Source organism: Pseudomonas sp. LF020, assembly GCF_053456425.1.
The window spans coordinates 153,717-172,034 of record NZ_JBRFIX010000008.1 but is presented as its reverse complement, the minus strand read 5'-3'; the positions used below and the strand labels follow the sequence as shown (position 1 = coordinate 172,034).

General features: G+C 59.5%; 21 protein-coding genes. 7 read left to right on the top strand and 14 right to left on the bottom strand.

Annotated elements, in window-relative coordinates; translation table 11 throughout:
• Window positions 1–168: 168 nt before the first annotated feature.
• Window positions 169–1,509, top strand: coding sequence for a DEAD/DEAH box helicase (locus ACU680_RS19645; RefSeq protein WP_448180301.1), 1,341 nt, complete (start codon window positions 169–171; stop codon window positions 1,507–1,509).
• 63 nt (window positions 1,510–1,572) lie between these two features.
• Here the strand turns inward: ACU680_RS19645 and ACU680_RS19640 are convergent, their stop codons facing one another.
• The 4 genes from ACU680_RS19640 to ACU680_RS19625 all read right to left on the bottom strand — a co-directional run bounded on the left by ACU680_RS19640 (window position 1,573) and on the right by ACU680_RS19625 (window position 4,148).
• Window positions 1,573–2,172, bottom strand: a complete 600-nt coding sequence (locus ACU680_RS19640; protein WP_007962528.1) for a hypothetical protein — start codon at window positions 2,170–2,172, stop codon at window positions 1,573–1,575.
• A 12-nt stretch (window positions 2,173–2,184) separates the two neighbouring features.
• The gene (locus ACU680_RS19635; protein WP_448180300.1) at window positions 2,185–2,769 is read right to left on the bottom strand and encodes a papain-like cysteine protease family protein; all 585 of its coding nucleotides are present in this window, start codon (window positions 2,767–2,769) and stop codon (window positions 2,185–2,187) included.
• A 262-nt stretch (window positions 2,770–3,031) separates the two neighbouring features.
• Window positions 3,032–3,307 carry a hypothetical protein gene (locus ACU680_RS19630; protein ID WP_041070242.1) on the bottom strand — a complete coding sequence of 92 codons (276 nt, stop codon included), beginning with the start codon at window positions 3,305–3,307 and terminating at the stop codon, window positions 3,032–3,034.
• Window positions 3,308–3,413: 106 nt separating this feature from the next.
• On the bottom strand, window positions 3,414–4,148 hold the full coding sequence (locus ACU680_RS19625; protein WP_448180299.1) for a DUF899 domain-containing protein: 735 nt from the start codon (window positions 4,146–4,148) through the stop codon (window positions 3,414–3,416).
• A gap of 176 nt (window positions 4,149–4,324) precedes the next feature.
• On the opposite strand from ACU680_RS19625, the gene ACU680_RS19620 reads away from it, so the two are divergent.
• Window positions 4,325–4,717, top strand: coding sequence for a hypothetical protein (locus ACU680_RS19620; RefSeq protein ID WP_007962546.1), 393 nt, complete (start codon window positions 4,325–4,327; stop codon window positions 4,715–4,717).
• Window positions 4,718–4,795: 78 nt separating this feature from the next.
• On the opposite strand, the gene ACU680_RS19615 is transcribed toward ACU680_RS19620, so the two are convergent.
• The 3 genes from ACU680_RS19615 to ACU680_RS19605 form a co-directional block, all read right to left on the bottom strand.
• A complete protein-coding gene (locus ACU680_RS19615; RefSeq protein WP_448180298.1) occupies window positions 4,796–5,665 on the bottom strand; it encodes a DUF6279 family lipoprotein in 870 nt (289 codons plus the stop codon).
• 71 nt (window positions 5,666–5,736) lie between these two features.
• On the bottom strand, window positions 5,737–6,453 hold the full coding sequence (locus ACU680_RS19610; RefSeq protein ID WP_448180297.1) for a TorF family putative porin: 717 nt from the start codon (window positions 6,451–6,453) through the stop codon (window positions 5,737–5,739).
• A 206-nt stretch (window positions 6,454–6,659) separates the two neighbouring features.
• Window positions 6,660–6,848 carry a PFL_1563 family small protein gene (locus tag ACU680_RS19605; protein WP_016985943.1) on the bottom strand — a complete coding sequence of 63 codons (189 nt, stop codon included), beginning with the start codon at window positions 6,846–6,848 and terminating at the stop codon, window positions 6,660–6,662.
• 351 nt (window positions 6,849–7,199) lie between these two features.
• On the opposite strand from ACU680_RS19605, the gene ACU680_RS19600 reads away from it, so the two are divergent.
• From ACU680_RS19600 to ACU680_RS19590, 3 genes are all read left to right on the top strand, one after another.
• Window positions 7,200–8,036, top strand: a complete 837-nt coding sequence (locus ACU680_RS19600; protein WP_448180296.1) for a CvfB family protein — start codon at window positions 7,200–7,202, stop codon at window positions 8,034–8,036.
• Between the two features lie 102 nt (window positions 8,037–8,138).
• The gene (locus tag ACU680_RS19595) at window positions 8,139–8,543 is read left to right on the top strand and encodes a DUF2177 family protein (protein WP_448180295.1); all 405 of its coding nucleotides are present in this window, start codon (window positions 8,139–8,141) and stop codon (window positions 8,541–8,543) included.
• Window positions 8,544–8,811: 268 nt separating this feature from the next.
• Window positions 8,812–9,744, top strand: a complete 933-nt coding sequence (locus ACU680_RS19590; protein ID WP_448180294.1) for a DMT family transporter — start codon at window positions 8,812–8,814, stop codon at window positions 9,742–9,744.
• Here the strand turns inward: ACU680_RS19590 and ACU680_RS19585 are convergent.
• Window positions 9,689–10,870: an MFS transporter gene (locus ACU680_RS19585; protein ID WP_448180293.1), complete on the bottom strand. Its 1,182-nt coding sequence runs from the start codon at window positions 10,868–10,870 to the stop codon at window positions 9,689–9,691. The two genes, ACU680_RS19590 and ACU680_RS19585, sit on opposite strands and share 56 nt — an antisense overlap.
• A 104-nt stretch (window positions 10,871–10,974) precedes the next feature.
• On the opposite strand from ACU680_RS19585, the gene ptrR reads away from it, so the two are divergent.
• Both ptrR and ACU680_RS19575 read left to right on the top strand, forming a co-directional pair.
• A complete protein-coding gene (gene ptrR / locus ACU680_RS19580; RefSeq protein ID WP_108589373.1) occupies window positions 10,975–11,868 on the top strand; it encodes a putrescine utilization regulator PtrR in 894 nt (297 codons plus the stop codon).
• Window positions 11,869–12,010: 142 nt separating this feature from the next.
• Window positions 12,011–12,139 (top strand): PA1414 family protein, encoded by a 129-nt coding sequence (locus tag ACU680_RS19575; protein ID WP_007914492.1) that lies wholly within the window; start codon window positions 12,011–12,013, stop codon window positions 12,137–12,139.
• A gap of 202 nt (window positions 12,140–12,341) precedes the next feature.
• On the opposite strand, the gene ACU680_RS19570 is transcribed toward ACU680_RS19575, so the two are convergent.
• From ACU680_RS19570 to speB, 6 genes are all read right to left on the bottom strand, one after another.
• Complete coding sequence (locus ACU680_RS19570; RefSeq protein ID WP_007962561.1) at window positions 12,342–12,590, bottom strand: hypothetical protein; 249 nt, start codon at window positions 12,588–12,590, stop codon at window positions 12,342–12,344.
• Window positions 12,591–12,632: 42 nt separating this feature from the next.
• Entirely contained in the window at window positions 12,633–13,358 is a 726-nt protein-coding gene (locus ACU680_RS19565) for an MBL fold metallo-hydrolase (RefSeq protein ID WP_448180292.1), read from the bottom strand.
• An 86-nt stretch (window positions 13,359–13,444) separates the two neighbouring features.
• Window positions 13,445–14,824 carry a sodium:solute symporter family protein gene (locus ACU680_RS19560; protein WP_047598203.1) on the bottom strand — a complete coding sequence of 460 codons (1,380 nt, stop codon included), beginning with the start codon at window positions 14,822–14,824 and terminating at the stop codon, window positions 13,445–13,447.
• A 185-nt stretch (window positions 14,825–15,009) separates the two neighbouring features.
• Entirely contained in the window at window positions 15,010–16,521 is a 1,512-nt protein-coding gene (locus ACU680_RS19555; protein ID WP_448180291.1) for a purine-cytosine permease family protein, read from the bottom strand.
• Window positions 16,522–16,576: 55 nt separating this feature from the next.
• The gene (locus ACU680_RS19550) at window positions 16,577–16,999 is read right to left on the bottom strand and encodes a YybH family protein (RefSeq protein ID WP_027614575.1); all 423 of its coding nucleotides are present in this window, start codon (window positions 16,997–16,999) and stop codon (window positions 16,577–16,579) included.
• Between the two features lie 10 nt (window positions 17,000–17,009).
• A complete protein-coding gene (speB, locus tag ACU680_RS19545) occupies window positions 17,010–17,960 on the bottom strand; it encodes an agmatinase (protein WP_003222717.1) in 951 nt (316 codons plus the stop codon).
• Window positions 17,961–18,318: the final 358 nt, after the last annotated feature.

Genomic DNA, 18,318 nt, shown 5'->3' with positions numbered 1-18,318 from the left:
ACGCGATGGGCGATTAGAGCATTTAAGACGCTGTGTATTACCGTTGGAGACAAATCGAGCAACAAAAAAGCCACTGATTACGCCCGTTTGTATAAAGAAACTCGGCCTGAGCGCTCGAAACCGGTAACCTATGCAGCTGTTTTTTTGCATATCTTCGAGGTAGCACCCGTGTTTTCCCAATTCGCCCTGAACGAACGCCTGCTCAAAGCCGTGGCCGAGCTGAAATTTGTCGAGCCAACGCCTGTGCAAGCAGCGGCCATTCCGCTGGCGCTCCAGGGGCGTGACCTGCGGGTGACGGCGCAAACCGGTAGCGGCAAGACCGCCGCTTTTGTCCTGCCGATCCTCAATCGCCTGATCGGCCCGGCGAAGATCCGCGTCAGTATCAAGACCCTGATCCTGCTGCCGACCCGCGAACTGGCCCAGCAGACCCTGAAGGAAGTCGAACGCTTTTCGCAGTTCACTTTCATCAAGTCCGGCCTGATCACCGGCGGCGAAGATTTCAAGGTCCAGGCGGCCATGCTGCGCAAGGTGCCGGACATCCTCATCGGCACACCGGGCCGGATGATCGAGCAACTCAACGCCGGCAACCTCGACCTCAAAGAAGTTGAAGTGCTGGTGCTCGACGAAGCCGACCGCATGCTCGACATGGGGTTCGCCGAAGACGTGCAACGTCTGGTCGACGAATGCCCGAACCGTCAGCAAACCATGTTGTTCTCCGCCACCACCGGCGGTTCCGGCCTGCGCGAGATGATCGCCAAGGTGCTGAACAACCCTGAGCACCTGCAGCTCAACGCGGTCAGCCAGCTGAACTCGACCACCCGTCAGCAGATCATCACTGCCGACCACAATCAGCACAAAGAACAGATCGTCAACTGGCTGCTGGCCAACGAGACCTACCAGAAGGCCATCGTCTTCACCAACACCCGCGCCATGGCCGACCGCATCTACGGCCGCCTCGTGGCCCAGGAATACAAGGCGTTCGTGCTGCACGGCGAGAAAGACCAGAAGGATCGCAAACTGGCGATCGACCGTCTGAAGCAGGGCGGCGTAAAGATTCTGGTAGCGACCGACGTCGCGGCCCGTGGTCTGGACGTTGATGGCCTGGATCTGGTGATCAACTTCGACATGCCACGCAGCGGCGACGAATACGTGCACCGCATCGGTCGTACTGGCCGTGCCGGTAACGACGGTCTGGCGATCTCGCTGATCTGCCACGGCGACTGGAACCTGATGTCGAGCATCGAGCGCTACCTGAAGCAGAGCTTCGAGCGCCGCACCATCAAGGAAGTCAAAGGCACCTACGGCGGGCCGAAGAAGGTCAAGGCCTCGGGTAAAGCCGTTGGCGTGAAGAAGAAAAAGACCGACGCCAAGAGCGACAAGAAGAAAACCGCCGCCAAGACCCCGACCAAGCGCAAGAGCGCCAACCGGCCGAAGCCGGATTCTCTGGTGAGCAGCGACGGCATGGCCCCGCTCAAGCGCCGCAAGCCGGCAGAGCCTGCGGCTGAATAAGTCGTTTCAAGCGGCCAATAAAAAACCCGGACAGTGTCCGGGTTTTTTTATGCGCGGGGTTTGTCAGTTGCCCAACTGTCCGCTGGTGTCGGCGTCAAAGCGCTGTTTGGCGCGATCTGCCGCTGGTTTGAGCAGCGCGAGCAGCGCGGCTTCGCTGTACAGCCGCGAGTCCCCAAGCTCTTTCGGCGTTGGCTCGATCGGGATCAGCACATCTTCACCGTCAGCGTGCAGCCAGATCGCCACGACGTGCAGTGCCGAGACAAACAACACGCGCAATTCAACGCTTTTGCCCTGCAGTTGCGGCGCCTGTTCCGCCAGTTTCAACGCGCCCACGGTGTCGGCGGCCCGGGTGCCGTGGTTCAGCGAAGCGAACTCGACATGGCCACGTACCTCGGCCAGTTGCGCATCGGCAATACTCACGCCGTCGGCAAACACCAGGTAATGCCAGTCGCCGATGCGTGCGTCTTTCAGACCTTTGCCCAGGCTCAGGTCATCCAGCGTCAGCGAGTAGCCGCGATAGGCTTCGCTGAGGCTGACTTTGGCCGGTGCCGCGTTGGCGAACTGGCGGTTGATGCCGAAGCCCTGGTTTTGCAGCGCGGCTTGCAGCACTGGACGCAAAGTCTGTACGCCGTTGGAAGGCGCCTTTGGATAAGTCAGTTGCATGATGTCGCCCTCCTAGTTTTTCGCGGTGAAGTAAGTGTGAGTCCAGTTGCCGCCGCCGTTGTACGAACCCGGGAAGGAGTTCAGCGCGCGGGTCGAGTAACCGTAGATCGAGTCGGCAACCAGCACATAGTTGCCGTTGGTGCCGTAGATCGCCAGGAAGTGCGCCCCACCGCCATACCAGGCACAGCGCAGGCCGACCGGACGGCCCATGTTGATCTGATTCTGAATGGCCGACATCTGCAGCGAACCCTGATTCATGCCGTTGTAGCTGCGGGTGGTCTGCAGGGCCGAATCCAGGTAGCCATAGACGTTGCACGGGCCAGGCTGGCTGCAGCAATTGCGGTCCAGTTGGGTGCTGGCGACGCCGCACTGAGTCCAGGATCCGGTGCCATAGTAGTTGCCGACCGATGCGGAAACGGCGGCCCAGCACCAGTTGGTCTGGGTCTGTTTCTGCATGCTGAAGTTGAGGTTGGCAGCGGCCAGTGCCGCCGTTTGCGCAGTGGCTTCAACCTCGACCAGTTGCGGGTCCAGCAGGTGGCCAATGAGGCACCTTGGCAGGCTCTCGCCGGTGAATGATGTTGCTTGAGTGGTTAACATTTTTTCAGTCCTCCATGAATGAAAACAAGCGTCCAGCTTGTGGTTGTGTTGCGGTAATGCCGAGCGATCGGTGGTTAACGGTTTTCATCTGCGATGAACGGTGCCGATCTCCTTGCTCGAGGTAACCTTAGTCTGCATATGCGTTTATGCAAGAAAATAAATGCATAAATGCATTTTTGGCGGCAAAAGATCGCAGCCTTCGGCAGCTCCTACAGAGTTCGGTGTAGGAGCTGCCGAAGGCTGCGATCTTTTGATCTTGCTTTTAGCCCTCGGCTTTTTTCTCAGCCGTCCCCAATTCCTTCAAGCGCTGATCAATCAACTGGCACTTGTCCGGCAGATCCGCACTGGCCGTCCCCAGGTCCATTTTCTGCAACTCGGCGTTGATCTCCTTGGCCTTGGCCGGATTCTGTTCGGTGAGCTTGGCCACTTCCTTGGCCAGTTGTTCACGTTTGGCGGTGGCCTCTTCCGGCGTGCAGGCCCAGACGGGCAGGGCGCAGGCGAGGGTGGCGGCGAGGGTGAGCTTGAGCAGGGTTTTCATGGGGGCGGGCCTCCGTTCCGGTTAAGGCGGGTTAACCGGTGGAGGGCCGGATGACGTAAAAAGTTCAGAGTTGTGGCAGCCAGCAAGGTTTGCTGCCACAGGTTTATCAACTGCCATGACAGCAACTGGATTTTGTTTCTCCCTCATATCGGTCGTGGTGCCGCACCCATTCCATGATTTCGTCCTCATTGCGGCCCTTGGGCGTGAGGTCGAGATAGTTGTAAGCCCCTACCAACATATCCAGCCCACGGGCATAAGTTGAGTAGGTATGAAAAATCTCCCCGGATGCATTGCGATAAAACACACTCAGCCCCGGCATTTCTTCCTCGGCGCCGTCAGTCTTTTCGTAGTTGTAGGTAGCCTTTCCGGCTTCGTCGTCCTCGGCTCTGGCGCAAACACCAAAGTCGTAGTTGAAATCGGAACCGTCTGACGAGACCCAGTCGAATTTCCAGCCCATGCGCTGTCTGAAGGCCTGAAACTGTTCGAACGGTGCGTGGGAGACCGCCACCACCGCAATATCGTGATGCGCCAGATGCAGGTTCGCGCCGTCGATGTGGTCGGACAGGAACGAGCAGCCCTGACAGCCTTCTTCCCAGTCCTTGGCGAACATGAAGTGGTAAACGATCAATTGACTGTGTTGGCCGAACAGCTCGGCCAGTTTCAGCTCGCCGTTCGGGCCGTGGAAGCGGTAGTCCTTGTCGACTTTGACCCAGGGCAATGCGCGGCGTTTGGCGCTCAAGCGGTCGCGCTCGCGGGTGAAGGCCTTTTCGTCGGCCAGATGCTGTTTGCGCGCAGCGAGCCATTCTTCGCGCGACACTACCGGATGATTCTCGACGTTCATGATGATTTCTCCTGCGGGGGTTGAAACCGTCTTTGTCAGACTAGTCGTTTAACCCACGATCAATTCGACAGACCGCCGGTCGGTCGCGGCGTGAAATGCGGCTGAACGGCGGCGACAGGCACCGGTCACAACCTATGACAGCGCCCCAAATCACGCGCACCGGAGGTTGAATCAGGATGACGACTTATAACTGGGATTTGATTGAACGTTTGCTGCATGAAGTGCAGAACAGTGCAGGCGAAAGTTTCGCGCCGCGAAAATATGCCGAGGATTATGCTGCGGCGAAAGCCAGCGCCGGTGAGCCGATCGAGAATCTGGATCACCTGAAAACGGTGGCTTGCGAATACGAAGGCTTGTTGCTTGATCGTGGATTTATCGAACCGCGTCCGGATCATATGGGCAGCACCGGCAACAATTTCATTCTGACCCCGCGTGGGTCGAGCCTGTTGAGCCTTATCGACAGCAGCATTCCCGGCAATGATCATCCACGGCAGGTGCTGGATGAGCAGGACGATGCGCTGGATGAAGCGACATTCGATGAAGTGGCTTCAAAGGCGCAGATTGCCTGAAAGTAAAAGATCGCAGCCTCCGGCAGCGCCTGCACATAACCCTGTAGGCGCTGCCGAAGGCTGCGATCTTTTGATCTTCTATTCCTGCTTTGCTGCCTTCAGACACTTCAAATCATTGAAGTCCTTACGCACACCCTCGATCTTCTTCAACAGCCGCTGACGCTGCTGCGGCGTACTCTCGGCCATCAGATCCACCGCCAGCGAGCGCGCCTGTGCTTCGGTGTTGGCGTAGGCTTTCTGGTAATCCGCTGTCCATAAACGCTCGCGGTTGACCAGAAGTGTCTCGATTCGCTGTGGGAATTCCGGACTTTTGCGCTGGGCAACGGCGTTACTGAACTGTTGCTGCCAGTGCGCGCGGTTGGCGATCCATTGAGTGTTCTGATCGCCCAGTGCGGTTGACCAGGCCATCACTCGTTGTTCCTGAGTAACGCTCAACGGGCCGAGCCAGTCGGTCAGGCGCTTGTCCATGCGTGCAGCGCGTTCAGCAATCTGCTGCGCCAGCGGCGGTTTGACGAATTCCTTTTCCCGTTTGCGCAGGTCCTTGGCGAACGCGTCGTTCATCTCCGCCACTTGCTTGTCGTCCAGCCCTTGCAGCAATTCGATGGCCGAGGGCGTGATCTGGCGTGCGGTTTCGGCGATGGCTTTTTTCGCTTCCAGAGTTCGCGCTTGCAACGCCGCGTCCGTCACCTGATTGGTTTCGACCATCGCCTGCAAGCGATCCAGCCAGTCGAGATAGCCCGGCAACTGCGTGGTGCAGTGCCAGTTCAGGTGTTCCTTGAGCCGTTCGTTGAACCAGTCCTTCTGCTCGCCGTTCATGTCCAGGTAGTCGCCAAGCGTCCACGGAATGATCACGTCGAGATTGCGGTAGGCCAGGCCGACACGGCTGCAGGCGCCGAGGGCGAGGGTGAAGATCAGCAGGGTGGCGATGTACTTGAACCAGCGAGACATGAGCGAGTCCTTGCGAGAGCCTGACGTCTGATTCCTATGTGAACGCAGGAGGCTCCCGGCAGTTCAGCCGATCAATAGAAAGCGCGTTCGGCCTTGAGCGTGACCAGGCCGTCGCACTCGCTGTTTTGCCCGGAGTAAGCCGAGCAATCGCTGCCACTGAGGTTGGAATTGCTATAGATCAGGTCGAGGTCGACGCCCATGAATGGCCGGGAAAATTTCACCGACCAATCGGTAAAACTGCTGACGTAACCACCGTCCACCGACACCGGCGTGTTCAGTTGATGGGTGGTGTATTTCATGCTGATCCCGATGCCGAACGGCTGATTGCCGCCAAGGTCGGCGAACAGCGTGTTGTTCTGTTTGTCCGGGTCGTTGCTGAAGGCCACGCCGAAACGACTGCCGAGCAGGGTCAGGCCGCCGAACAGTTCCTGGCTGTCGAGGGTGTCCACTTTGGGGTAGCTGTAGTGGATCATCCCGACTTCATAGCCGAGCGACTGATCGAAAGGTTGTTTGAAGCCGACGTAGGAGTCGATTTCGAGGTTCTTGCCCGGGGTAAGGCCCATGCTCGGTGCGTACTGGCCGACATACAGGCCGCTGTCGTGACTCAGATCGAGGCCACCGTGGAAAGAACCGACTGCGGCAGGTTTGACCAGCCCCTGAGCCATGCTGCGGCTGGGCGTGGTGCCGAGTTTGAGGTCGAAGTCGCCGAGTTCGCGCTGGAAAATCTGCGCCTGCGCGGACGAGCAGACCAGCAGGCCTACAAGCAATAAACGGAAAGATTTGAGCATGCGTCACTCCATGAACAGCGAGGGCAGGGCTTGAACCTGCTGAAACGCTTAATCCAGACGCGTGCAAGGATACCGGCGAATGCTCGGCAATGATGGCCGTTCGTCGATTTTCAAAGATTGATTAAACAGATTGGAGGGAATTGCGCGGGTGCCAGTCCAGACGCTTCGAAGCTCAAAGCGTCTCAGGACGGGTGTATTACCGGGTGTTACTTCTTGCCCAGGCTGATCTGCTTGGACGGACCGAATGTCTGGCCGCTGACGCCTTTGGCAATTTGCTGGATTTCGCCGCCGGACTTGAGGAACGCTGCGATCTGATCGTTAATCGATTCGCTGGTTTCAACGGCTGGAGCTGGCTTTGCTTTGCTGGTGGATGCTTTTACACGCATGGCGGCCATTAACCTGTAGAAAAGTAACTCGGCCAGGCATCGTACAGGAATAACTTGACAATTGCTTGATAAATATCCCCCGGAATAACTGAGCGCCTGGGTGGAGTATTCTCGATCAATTATTCGAAATATCATCCTAAGCTGCTGTTTTAAATACGAACGTTTATTCGCCACGAGTGAGATTGTCTGCGGTGAAAAGGCGCGGCAATGCCTGCGATGGTCTGACGAATGGCGCCCCAGTCGCGTCAGATACAGGAAAATCAAGGCGTTCCGCCGATTTTTCCGAGACGGCCGTTCAGCCAGCGAACGAGACGGGCAAAACCGGGTAGAATGCCGCCCACGCAATGAGGGTTCTGGAAAATGGCTTTAGTCGGGCGTTACAACAGTTTGCAAGTGGTTAAACACACTAACTTCGGTTTATATCTGGACGGCGGTGCCGACGGCGAAATTCTTTTGCCCAACCGTTATATCCCTAAAGATATTCCCAGCGAAGATGAAGACTGGCTCAACGTTTTTATTTATCTGGACAGTGAAGACAAACTTCTCGCTACCACTGAAAAACCAAAAGTTCAGGTCGGCGAATTTGCCAGTCTGAAAGTTGTTGAAATCAACAGCATCGGCGTGTTCCTCGATTGGGGTCTGCCGAAGGATCTGTTGTTGCCGTATTCCGAAGAAAAGCGGCAGATGACCGCTGGTGAGTACTGCGTGGTGCACGTCTACCTCGACAAACACACCCGCCGCATCACCGCGACCGCGCGACTGGATCGCTACCTCGACAAGACCCCGGCCAACTACAGCGCCGGGCAGGAAGTTGATCTGCTGGTGGCCGAAGCCACCGACATGGGCTTCAAGGCGATCATCAACAACAAGCACTGGGGCTTGATTCACAAGAATGAAATCTTCAAGTTCATGCGTTCCGGTATGCGCGAGAAGGGCTTCATCAAGGAAGTGCGCGCCGACGGCAAGATCAGCCTCAGCCTGCAACCGGTTGGCCAGGAAGCGGCAAGCAGCCTGAGTTCGAAGATTCTTGCCAAATTGCGTGAAAGCAACGGCACGCTGGCCATCAGTGACAAGAGCGATCCGGCGCTGATCAGCAGCATGTTCGGTGTCAGCAAGGGCAACTTCAAGAAGGCCATCGGTTCGCTGTACAAGGAAGGCAAGATCGTCATTCACGCCGATCGCATTGAACTAACCTGAGCCACCGCCGGCCCCATGTAGGAGCTGCCGCAGGCTGCGATCTTTTGATTTTCAAAGGCAAAAGATCGCAGCCTTCGGCAGCTCCTACATGAGGGTTCGCAGATGAAAAATGCGTTGATTGCCTATGGCGCCACCTTGCTGGCGTTTCTGTTGCTCGACGGTATCTGGCTCGGCGTGCTGATGGCGCCAACCTATCGCGAACTGCTCGGTTCGCTGATGCTCGAAAAACCGCTGCTGGTTCCGGCAGCGGTTTTTTATTGCCTGTATGTTTTGGGTTGCGTGCAGTTTGTGGTGTTGCCGGCGCTGAACTGGCAACGGGCGGCAAAGATGGGGGCGTTGTTGGGGCTGGTGGCGTATGGCACGTATGACCTGACCAATTGGGCGACATTGCGCGGGTGGTCGGTGCAGGTGAGTTTGATGGATTGGGCGTGGGGGGGCTTTGCGACGGCTGTTGCCTGCTCGGTCGGATTTTTGGTGACGAAACGACTACTGAGTTCACCACCCTGATCTGCGTTGTTCAAACTGACGCCATCGCTGGCAAGCCAGACTCCCACAGAGTTTTGTGTCGAACAAAGAGTCAATGAGCAAACCGGTCATTGTGGGAGCTGGCTTGCCAGCGAATGGCGGCGCAGCCGACGGCCATTCACCGCTGACGTTCCTGACGCAGACAAAGTCTTTTTCAGACGGCTTTTTTTACCCGAGTGATTGATAATCCCTGACACAGATTTTTTGACCAGTGGATGGCTGCCATGTTGTGTGTATTCGAGGTGTTGCGGTGAGTGTCGAGCGGCGCAATGCCGACGGTTTTGCCTTGCAGGTGATGATCGGCCTCTGCCTGATCTGGGGCGTGCAGCAAGTGATGATCAAGTGGGCCGCGCCGGACATCGCGCCGGTGATGCAGGCCGCCGGGCGTTCGGGGATCTCTGCATTACTGGTGGGCCTGCTGCTGTGCTGGAAGGGTGGCTGGGATCAGGTCGGCAACACCTGGCGCGGCGGCCTGCTGGCCGGTGCGCTGTTTGGCCTGGAGTTCTTCTTCATCGCCGAAGGCCTGCAACTGACCACCGCCGCGCACATGTCGGTGTTCCTTTACACCGCGCCGATTTTCACCGCGCTCGGCGTACATTTTCTGTTGGCCAGTGAACGCTTGCGGCCGTTGCAATGGCTGGGGATTCTGCTCGCGTTCGTCGGTATCGCCATCGCCTTCGCCGGCGGCGTGTCGTGGGACAACCTCGACCGGCGCATGCTGTTGGGCGATGCGTTCGGGGTCATTGCCGGCGCCTGCTGGGGCGCGACCACCGTGGTGGTGCGCGCCTCGCGTCTGTCAGAGGCGCCAGTGACGCTGACCCTGTTCTATCAGCTGATCGTCGGCTTCGTCGGTCTGCTGTTGATCGCACTGTTCAGCGGCCAGATCACTCACGTCAGCCTGACCACCGTGGCGGTCGCCAGCGTGTTGTTTCAGGGCCTGGTGGTGTCGTTCTTCAGTTACCTGACGTGGTTCTGGCTGCTGCGCCGCTATCTGGCGGCCAATCTGGCGGTGTTTTCGTTCATGACGCCGCTGTTCGGCGTCACCTTCGGCGTGGTGCTGCTCGGTGAAGAATTGAGCGTGAACTTCGTCATCGGCGCGGTGCTGGTGTTGCTGGGCATCACCTTTGTCAGCGCTGAGCAGTGGGTGCGTCGGCGTTTGCGCAAAGCCCTCGGCCAGCACTGACCGATTGTAGCGCCAGCCCGCCGGCAATCAGCAGACCGCTGCCGGCAATGATCAGCGCCGGTTGCAGACCACCGCTGAAATGGCTGCTGAGCGCCGCCAGCAACGGCCCGCTGAGCTGGCCGACGGCGAAGCATGCGGTCAGCAGTCCGGCGTTGCGCTGAGTTGTATGCGGCGCCAGTTCTCGCGAGCGTTGCATCACCAGTTGCATGCAAGCGAGGAACGGCATGCCGCATAACACCACCCCCAGCGCCAGGCCATAACCGCTGCCCAACAAGCACGCAAAGACTCCCAGCGCCTGCAGCCACAGCGTGGCCGTCAGCCAGTGACGCGTGGTGTTCGGATCGTGGCGACGCAGACTCACCAGCAGCACGCCAATCGCCGCGCCGAGGCCGAAGCACGGCCAGAACAGATCAGCCTGCCATTGCCCGTGAAACTGCGCGTTGGCCATTTGCGAAAGAAACGTGGCGGGGATGATGTAACCCACGCCATACAGCGCATACACCACTGCCAGTCGCGGGATGCCGCGATTCGAATGGCTGACATTGAGCGTGGCGACCGGCGTGTGCACACCCGGTTGCGGCAGGATTCGCACGATGGCGAGCAACATCACCAGCGCCACGGCGGCATAGATCAGCCACAGCGTGGCGGAAGTCTGGTTCAGCAGATGTGAGAACAGTGCCAGCAACCCGGTCAGAAAAATCCCCAGCCCCGGACCGGCGAATACCAGCGCCCCCAAGCGTGGCCGACCCGCTGCCGCTGCCAGTGGCTGACTCAGCGCGGTAATCATCACCAGCACCCAGGCACTCGCCACGCCGGTGCCGAAGCGCAACAGCAAATGCGCCCAGAAACCGTTAGCCCAGAACGACGCCAGGGTCAGCAGCACGCACAGCCACAAACCACCATGCAAACGGCGCTGCACTTGCTGCGGACGGTGGGCGAACATCGCATCCACCGCACCCAGCAGGTAGCCGAGGTAGTTGGCCGCAGCAATCAGACCGGCGGCCGTCAGGTCGACCTGGCCCTCACTGAGCAGGTGCGGCATTTGTGGCGTGAGGGCGAAACGCCCGATGCCCATGGCCATCATCAGGGCGACGAAGCAGGCGGATAAGTGAATCAGTGGCGACATGGTCGGGATTCCTTTGAAGGAGCAATGACCGTCAGGCTAGAACCGTTTGACTTTCTTTAAAATTGAATAATAGTGAGCAACTTGTTCTGTTATGGAGAAGGCTCGTGGAGTTCAGCCAATTGCGGATCTTTCAGGCAGTCGCCGAGGAAGGTTCGATCACCCGCGCTGCAGAACGCCTGCACCGAGTGCCGTCCAACCTGTCGACCCGGCTCAAGCAGCTTGAAGAGCAATTGGGCGTCGAACTGTTCGTCCGTGAGCGTCAGCGTTTGCAGTTATCGCCTGCGGGAAAAGTCCTGCTGGACTACACCGGCAAGCTGTTCGCCCTGCGTGATCAGGCCAGTGCGGCAGTGATGGGCGGGCAGCCGGCGGGGGATTTTGTTCTCGGTACGCTTTACAGCACGGCGGCAATCCACTTGCCGGCGTTGCTCGCGCGCTATCACAAGCAATACCCGGCGGTGAACCTGCAAGTGCAGTCCGGGCCCAGCGGCGAATTACTCGAAGGCCTGGTCTCCGGGCGTCTCGATGCGGCGTTGGTGGACGGCCCGCCACAACTGGCCGGTATCGACGGCGTGCCGCTGTGCGACGAGCGTCTGGTGCTGATCAGCGAAGCCGATCACCCGCCGATCCGCAGCGCCAAAGAGGTCGAGGGCAGGGCGGTGTTCACCTTCCGTCATGGCTGCGCCTATCGCGCACGGCTGGAGGCGTGGTTTGTCCACTATCAGGCGGCGATGGGCCGGGCGATGGAGATCGAGTCCTATCAGGGCATGCTTGCCTGCGTGATTGCCGGCAGCGGTGTGGCGCTGATGTCGGAGTCGATGCTCGCGAGTCTGCCGGGGCGCGAAAGCGTCGCGGTGCACCCTTTGGCCGAGCCGTTCGCCAGTGCGACAACGTGGCTCATGTGGCGCAAGGGCATGGTCGGGGCCAACCTCAATGCCTGGATTGAACAGCAGCAAGCGCTCTATCCCGTGGCTGCGAACGAAACCCGGCAAACGGCGTGAACCAACCGATAGTAATTCTGTTCAATTCAGTAACAGATCATTGCGGATTTGGCCGAGCATTGCGTAGGACTTCGGACTATTATCAGTGCGAAGCGGCCTCAGAATTCCGGTCGCTCAGCACTACCCTGAAGGGGGCATGACGATGAAAGAGAAAATTCAGAACTGGCTGCACGATTTGGGTGTTGCCCTCGGCTTGATCGAACCGCCTCTGCAACCCGTACCTATCCGCACCGATGACGAACAGCGCCGGCGTCAACAACGGCGCCGGTAAGCACGACTCCAAGTGAGTGACGCTTGTTGTGGCGAGGGAGCTTGCTCCCGCCCGGCTGCGCAGCAGTCATAAGGTCACTGAACAAGGTCCGTCTGGCACAACCGGGCTGAATGGTTTTGGGGCTGCTTCGCAGCCCAGCGGGAGCAAGCTCCCTCGCCACAGGGTTTCATCTCACCCTGATGGTTGTATTTGGCAAACCCTCTCAATGCCGTCCAATCTCCAGTAAAAACCGGCTCAAGTCATTCGCGGTCTTCGCGGTCTTGAGCATGTGATCCTCTTCGGCAGTGAATGCCGTCAGTCCGAATTCATCTTCCAGATGGAAGATCAGATCCTCGATATCCGCCTTCTCCAGCCCCAGTTGCACCAGGCTGGTGTTGTCGTTGAAGTCGCGATTTTCCAGCAGGCGCTTGATGAACCGATGTACGGCGGCACGCACGGCAGCTCTTCTCATGGCAGACAGTTTCGTTGTTGTTTTGACTGATTACAGCAGGCCTCAAGCGTGTCGGCGCAGCCATTCGTCAATCATCGAACGCAAATGCGCGCCGGAAAAACTGCCGAAATGTCCGCCGTGTACGGTGCGGATCGGCAACGCCTGTAAGCGCCGCAGACTGGCGGCGTAGTCATCGAGATTGGAGTGGTAGGCGTCTTCGATCAGCGGCCCGTCGTAGATGATGTCGCCGCTGAACAGGGTTTCGGTGGCCGCTTCATACAGGCTGATCCCGCCCGGTGAATGCCCCGGCGTGTGCAGCACCTGCAAGGTGCGGTTGCCCAGATCCAGCACGTCGCCATCCTCGACAAACCCGGTGGCCGGCGCGGCCTTGACCCGGTATTCGGCGTAGCACAGCGGGCAGTCCGGGTGCGCCTCGAACATGTCGTCGCCGACGAAGGCCCGGCTCAAGTCGTTTTCGCCATCCGGCGCGGCCAGAATGTCTGCTTCGGCCGGATGCACCAGCCGTTCAGCAAATTCGTGATGCCCGGCGATATGGTCGAAGTGGCAATGACTGGCCACTGCCACCAGTGGCCGCTCGGTAATCCACGGCAACTGTTCGCGCAGGCTGACCAGTCCTGAGCCGCTGTCCAGCAGCAGGTCTTTGTCACGGCCCTGCACATGCCAGAGGTTGCAGCGGTAGAACGGGCGGATATACGGCTCGTGAATCAACCGAATGCCATCGCTCAGGTGCTGCACTTCAAACCACTGATCACGAGAAACGATCTTCATCGGTACTTTTCTCCAAGCGTAAAAAAACGGGTGTGGCAACCGACGCCACACCCGTCGAAGAAAGCATCAAGTCGTTACATCAAAGCTTAGATCGCACTCGCCACCGTCGCCGGGCGCGGGGAGACTAGGCTGACCACCACAAAACTCACCAGACCTACTGCGAGGCTGTAGTAGATCGGTGTGTTGGCATCCAGACCGTCCTTGAACATGAACAGCAGCGCGGTGGCGAAACCCAGGCCCATGCTGGCGATGGCGCCGGCGGTGGTCGCGCGTTTCCAGAAAATCGCACCGATCAGCGGAATCAGCATGCCGCCGACCAACAGGTTGTACGCCAGGGTCAGGGCGCTGATCACGTCATTCACCACCAGCGCGATGCCCAGGACCACGACACCGGTCAGCAGGGTGAACAGGCGGTTGATCGCCAGGCTCGACTGTTTGCCGCCGCGCAATTTCGGCAGCAGGTCTTCAGTCAGGGTGGTGGCAGCAGCGAGCAGGCCGGCGCTGGCGGTGGACATCATCGCCGCCAGTGCCGCAGCGATTACCAGACCACGGATGCCGTCCGGCAGCGACAGTTTGACGATGGCGGCGAAGGCGTTGTTGACGTTGTCCAGATCCGGGATCAGTACGTGAGCGGCCATGCCGATCAGCGCGCAGGCCAGACCGTAGAGAATGCAGTAGATACCGGCGATGCTGCCGGCGTACTGGGCGACTTTGGCGGTCTTGACGGTGAACACCCGTTGCCAGATGTCCTGACCGATGAGGATGCCGAAGAAGTAGATCATGAAGTAGGTGATGATCGTGTCCCAGCCGATGGTGGTGAAGTTGAACGCCGCTGCCGGCAGCTTCAGCACCAGTTCGTCCCAGCCGCCGACGCGGTACAGGCAGATCGGCAACAGGATGAACATCAGGCCCACGGTCTTGATGATGAACTGCACGATGTCGGTCAGGGTCAGCGACCACATGCCGCCGATCGCCGAGTAGATCACCACCACGCCACCGCCGAGCAATACCGAGATCCAGAACGGCAGACCGAACAGCACTTGCAGCACGGTGCCGATCGCCAGGATCGAGGTCACGCCGATCATCAGCGCATAGGCCAGCATGATCGCCGCGCTCGCCGAGCGGGCCATCGGGTTGTAGCGTTTTTCCAGCACCTGGGTAACGGTGTAGATCTTCAGTTTCAACAGTGGTTTGGCGAGGAACAGGTTCAGCGCGACGATGCCGCAACCCAGTGCCGCGCACAACCAGAAGCCGGAAATGCCATGCACGTAGCCCAGACGCACGGTGCCGACGGTGGACGCGCCACCGAGTACGGTCGCGGCCATGGTGCCCATGTACAGGCTCGGGCCCAGGTTACGCCCGGCGACCAGAAAGTCCTCGTTGGTCTTGGCTTTGCGCATGCCGTAGTAGCCGAGCAACAGCATGCCGGCGGCGTAGATGAGGACGACGAATAAATCCAAAGCCATGATGGCGTGTCTCCGATTGTCTTTTTTATGTGGAACGCTGAATCGAATGCCTCTCTGTGGCGAGGGAGCTTGCTCCCGCTGGGCTGCGAAGCGGCCCCAACAGCTTCATTGCGACTGCTGCGCAGTCGAGCGGGAGCAAGCTCCCTCGCCACAAGAACTCCAATCCTTCAAATTTTCTGTGTGAATCAGGCCGCCTGGCGCAGTGCCGATTTAGCTGGCGACTTCGCGCCTTGGCTGCGCGCATCCTGCGGTCCAAACACCTCCCGCGGTTCCGGGAACAGGCTCAGCAGCGTCAGGTACACCACCGAGGCCAGGCCCAGCGTCACCGGCAGGCTGATGTCGATACCACCGGCCATCTCGCCCAGCGGGCCGACGAACTGCCCCGGCAGGTTGACGAAACACAGGCCGACCGCCGCGCTCGGGATCCATGCACCCAGGCCACGCCAGTTCCAGCCGTGGTTGAACCAGTAGCGTCCGCCTTGCTCGCCGCGAGTGAACACTTGCAGGTCATCCGGGCAGTAGAAGCCGCGACGCACCAACAGGCCGATGATCATGATCACCATCCACGGGGTGGTGCAGGTGATGATCAGCACGGCGAAGGTCGACACGCTCTGCACCAGGTTCGCCGCAAAGCGCCCGATGAAGATGAAGGCAATCGACAGCACGCCGATCAGCAACGTCGCTTTCACACGTGACAGCACCCGTGGGAACACGCTGGACATGTCCAGCCCGGTGCCATACAGCGAGGTGGTGCCGGTGGACATGCCGCCGATCACCGCAATCAGGCACACCGGCAGGAAGAACCAGCTCGGCGATACCGCCAGCAGGCCGCCCACATAGTTGTTCGCCGCGATGTAGTCCGGCGCCTTGATCGCGACGATGGTCGCGGTGCTCAGGCCGAACAGGAACGGGATGAACGTGGCGATCTGCGACAGCACCACGGCGGCCATGATCCGCTGCTTGGACGTGTCACGCGGGATGTAGCGCGACCAGTCGCCGAGGAACGCACCGAAGGAAATCGGGTTGCTCATCGCCACCAGCGCCGCGCCGATGAACGCCGCCCAGAAGCCCGGTTGCCCGAGGTTCACCGTGCCGGCGTAGTTGACGTCGAAAGGACCGGCGAAGGCGAAGATGCCCAGCAGAAACAACAGGCTGGCGCTCCACACCGCGATCTTGTTCACCCACAGCAGAAAGCGGAAGCCGTAGATGCACACGGTCAGCACCAGAATCGCGAACAGGCCGTAGGCCAGGCCCAGGGTCAGGTCGGTTTCCGGCAGACCGATCAGACGTTTCGCCCCACCGATCAACGCATCGCCCGAACTCCACACCGAGAGCGAGAAAAACGCGATGGCGGTCAACAGCGACAGGAACGAGCCGACGATCCGCCCGTGCACGCCGAAGTGGGCACCCGAGGACACGGCATTGTTGGTGCCGTTGATCGGGCCGAACAGGCCCATCGGTGCGAGGATCAGCGAGCCGAGCAGCACGCCCAGCACAATTGCCCAGACGCCGGCCTGAAACGACAGACCGAACAGCACCGGGAAACTGCCGAGCACGGCGGTGGCAAAGGTGTTTGAACCACCGAAGATCATCCGGAACAAGTCCGTCGGGCCTGCGGTGCGTTCGTGGTCCGGGATCTGTTCGACCCCGTGGGTTTCAATTTGCGTAAGGCTTTGGTCGTTGTTGTTGTTATTCATGATCTGCTCCGATCATAAAGGTGCGCTCATCGTGCGTGAGCGTCACCTGTCTTGGCTAAGGGGATGGCAGCCCTTCCGGCATTGCGGACAAATGTTCGTGGCAGGCCAGCCAATGGCCTTGTTGTTCTAGGCTCGACGCTTGTTTCTTGAAAACAATCGTCTCGCGCTCCTGGCTGAAGTGTTGCTCCCCTTGCATGCGCAGCTCGGTGGCCACGTCATGGATAAACACCGCCACGTCACCTTGCAGGCTGACGAAGGCGTTGCTCGAAGTGCACGACAGCACTTCAAAGCCGTCCTCGGCGCGCCAGCTGTCCCACAAGGCCTGATAGGCATCGCGCGACAGCAGCGGCTGTTCGAGGGTGTAAAACACGAAACTTGCATCGGCGCTGAACGCGCCGAAATAAGCCTCGCGATCGTTACGAGCGAAGGCGGACACCAGATCGGCAGCCGCTTTCAACACTTGATCACGTTCGTTCATGGCCGAACCCTCAGCGGTGGACCACGCCAGGCAGTACGCAGAGCATTTCGTACAGCAGGTTGGCGGCCAGCAGCGAGGTGTTGCCGGTGGTGTCGTAGGCGGGCGAGACTTCTACCAGATCGCAGCCGATCAGGTCGAGGCCCTGGCAGCCGCGAACGATTTCAATCGCCTGAATGGTCGTCAGACCACCGATTTCCGGGGTGCCGGTGCCGGGCGCCCAGGCCGGGTCGATACCGTCGATGTCGAAGCTCAGGTACACCGGGCCGCCGCCGACTTTCTCGCGCACTTCGGCCATCAGCGGCGCCAGCGACTTGTGCCAGCACTCTTCGGCTTGTACGACACGGAAGCCCTGATCGCGGCTCCAGTTGAAGTCGTCAGCGGTGTAGCCCTGTGCGCGCAGACCAATCTGCACCACGCGGTCGCAGTCCAGAAGACCTTCTTCGACGGCGCGACGGAAGGTCGTGCCGTGGGCGATCTTCTCGCCGAACATGTGATCGTTGACGTCAGCGTGCGCATCGATGTGCACCAGACCGACCTTGCCGTGCTTCTTATGAATCGCCCGCAGGATCGGCAGGGTGATGGTGTGGTCGCCACCCAGGGTCATCGGGATCACGTTGTGCTCGAGGATGTTGTCGTAGGCTTCTTCGATGATGCGCACGGCGTCGAGCAGGTTGAAGGTGTTGATCGCCACGTCACCGATGTCGGCCACCGACAGCGAGTCGAACGGCGCGGCGCCGGTGGCCATGTTGTACGGGCGGATCATCACCGATTCGGTGCGGATGTCGCGCGGCCCGAAGCGGGTACCGGGGCGCAGCGAAGTACCGATATCCAGGGGCACGCCAACGAAGGCAGCGTCCAGGCCGGCAGCGGTCGGTACATGGGGGAGTCGGAGCATGGTGGCGATGCCGCCGAAGCGCGGCATTTCGTTGCCGCCCAGTGGTTGGTGAAGAATCTTGTCCACGGGTAGGGCCTCATCGTCTTTGTTTTATTTATGTCGGCGCACCGTTGAGCACAGGTTCGGACGCCGCTGTGGGGCCGATTCTGCGAAATGTAGTGGCGGGGAAGAATCGCTACGGGCAAAAACTTAGTTCAGATTTTTCTAAACTAATGGAGAGGCGCGGGATAGACTTCCCGAACCCGTACCGATACCCCTGTGGCGAGGGAGCTTGCTCCCGCTGGGCGGCGCAGCCGCCCCAAAACCACACGACTCGGTACACCTGATCAACTGTATTTGCCGGGTTTGCGACTGCTTCGCAGCCGAGCGGGAGCAAGCTCCCTCGCCACAAGGGATGTGGTGTGGTGCAGCGTTCTACGCACCT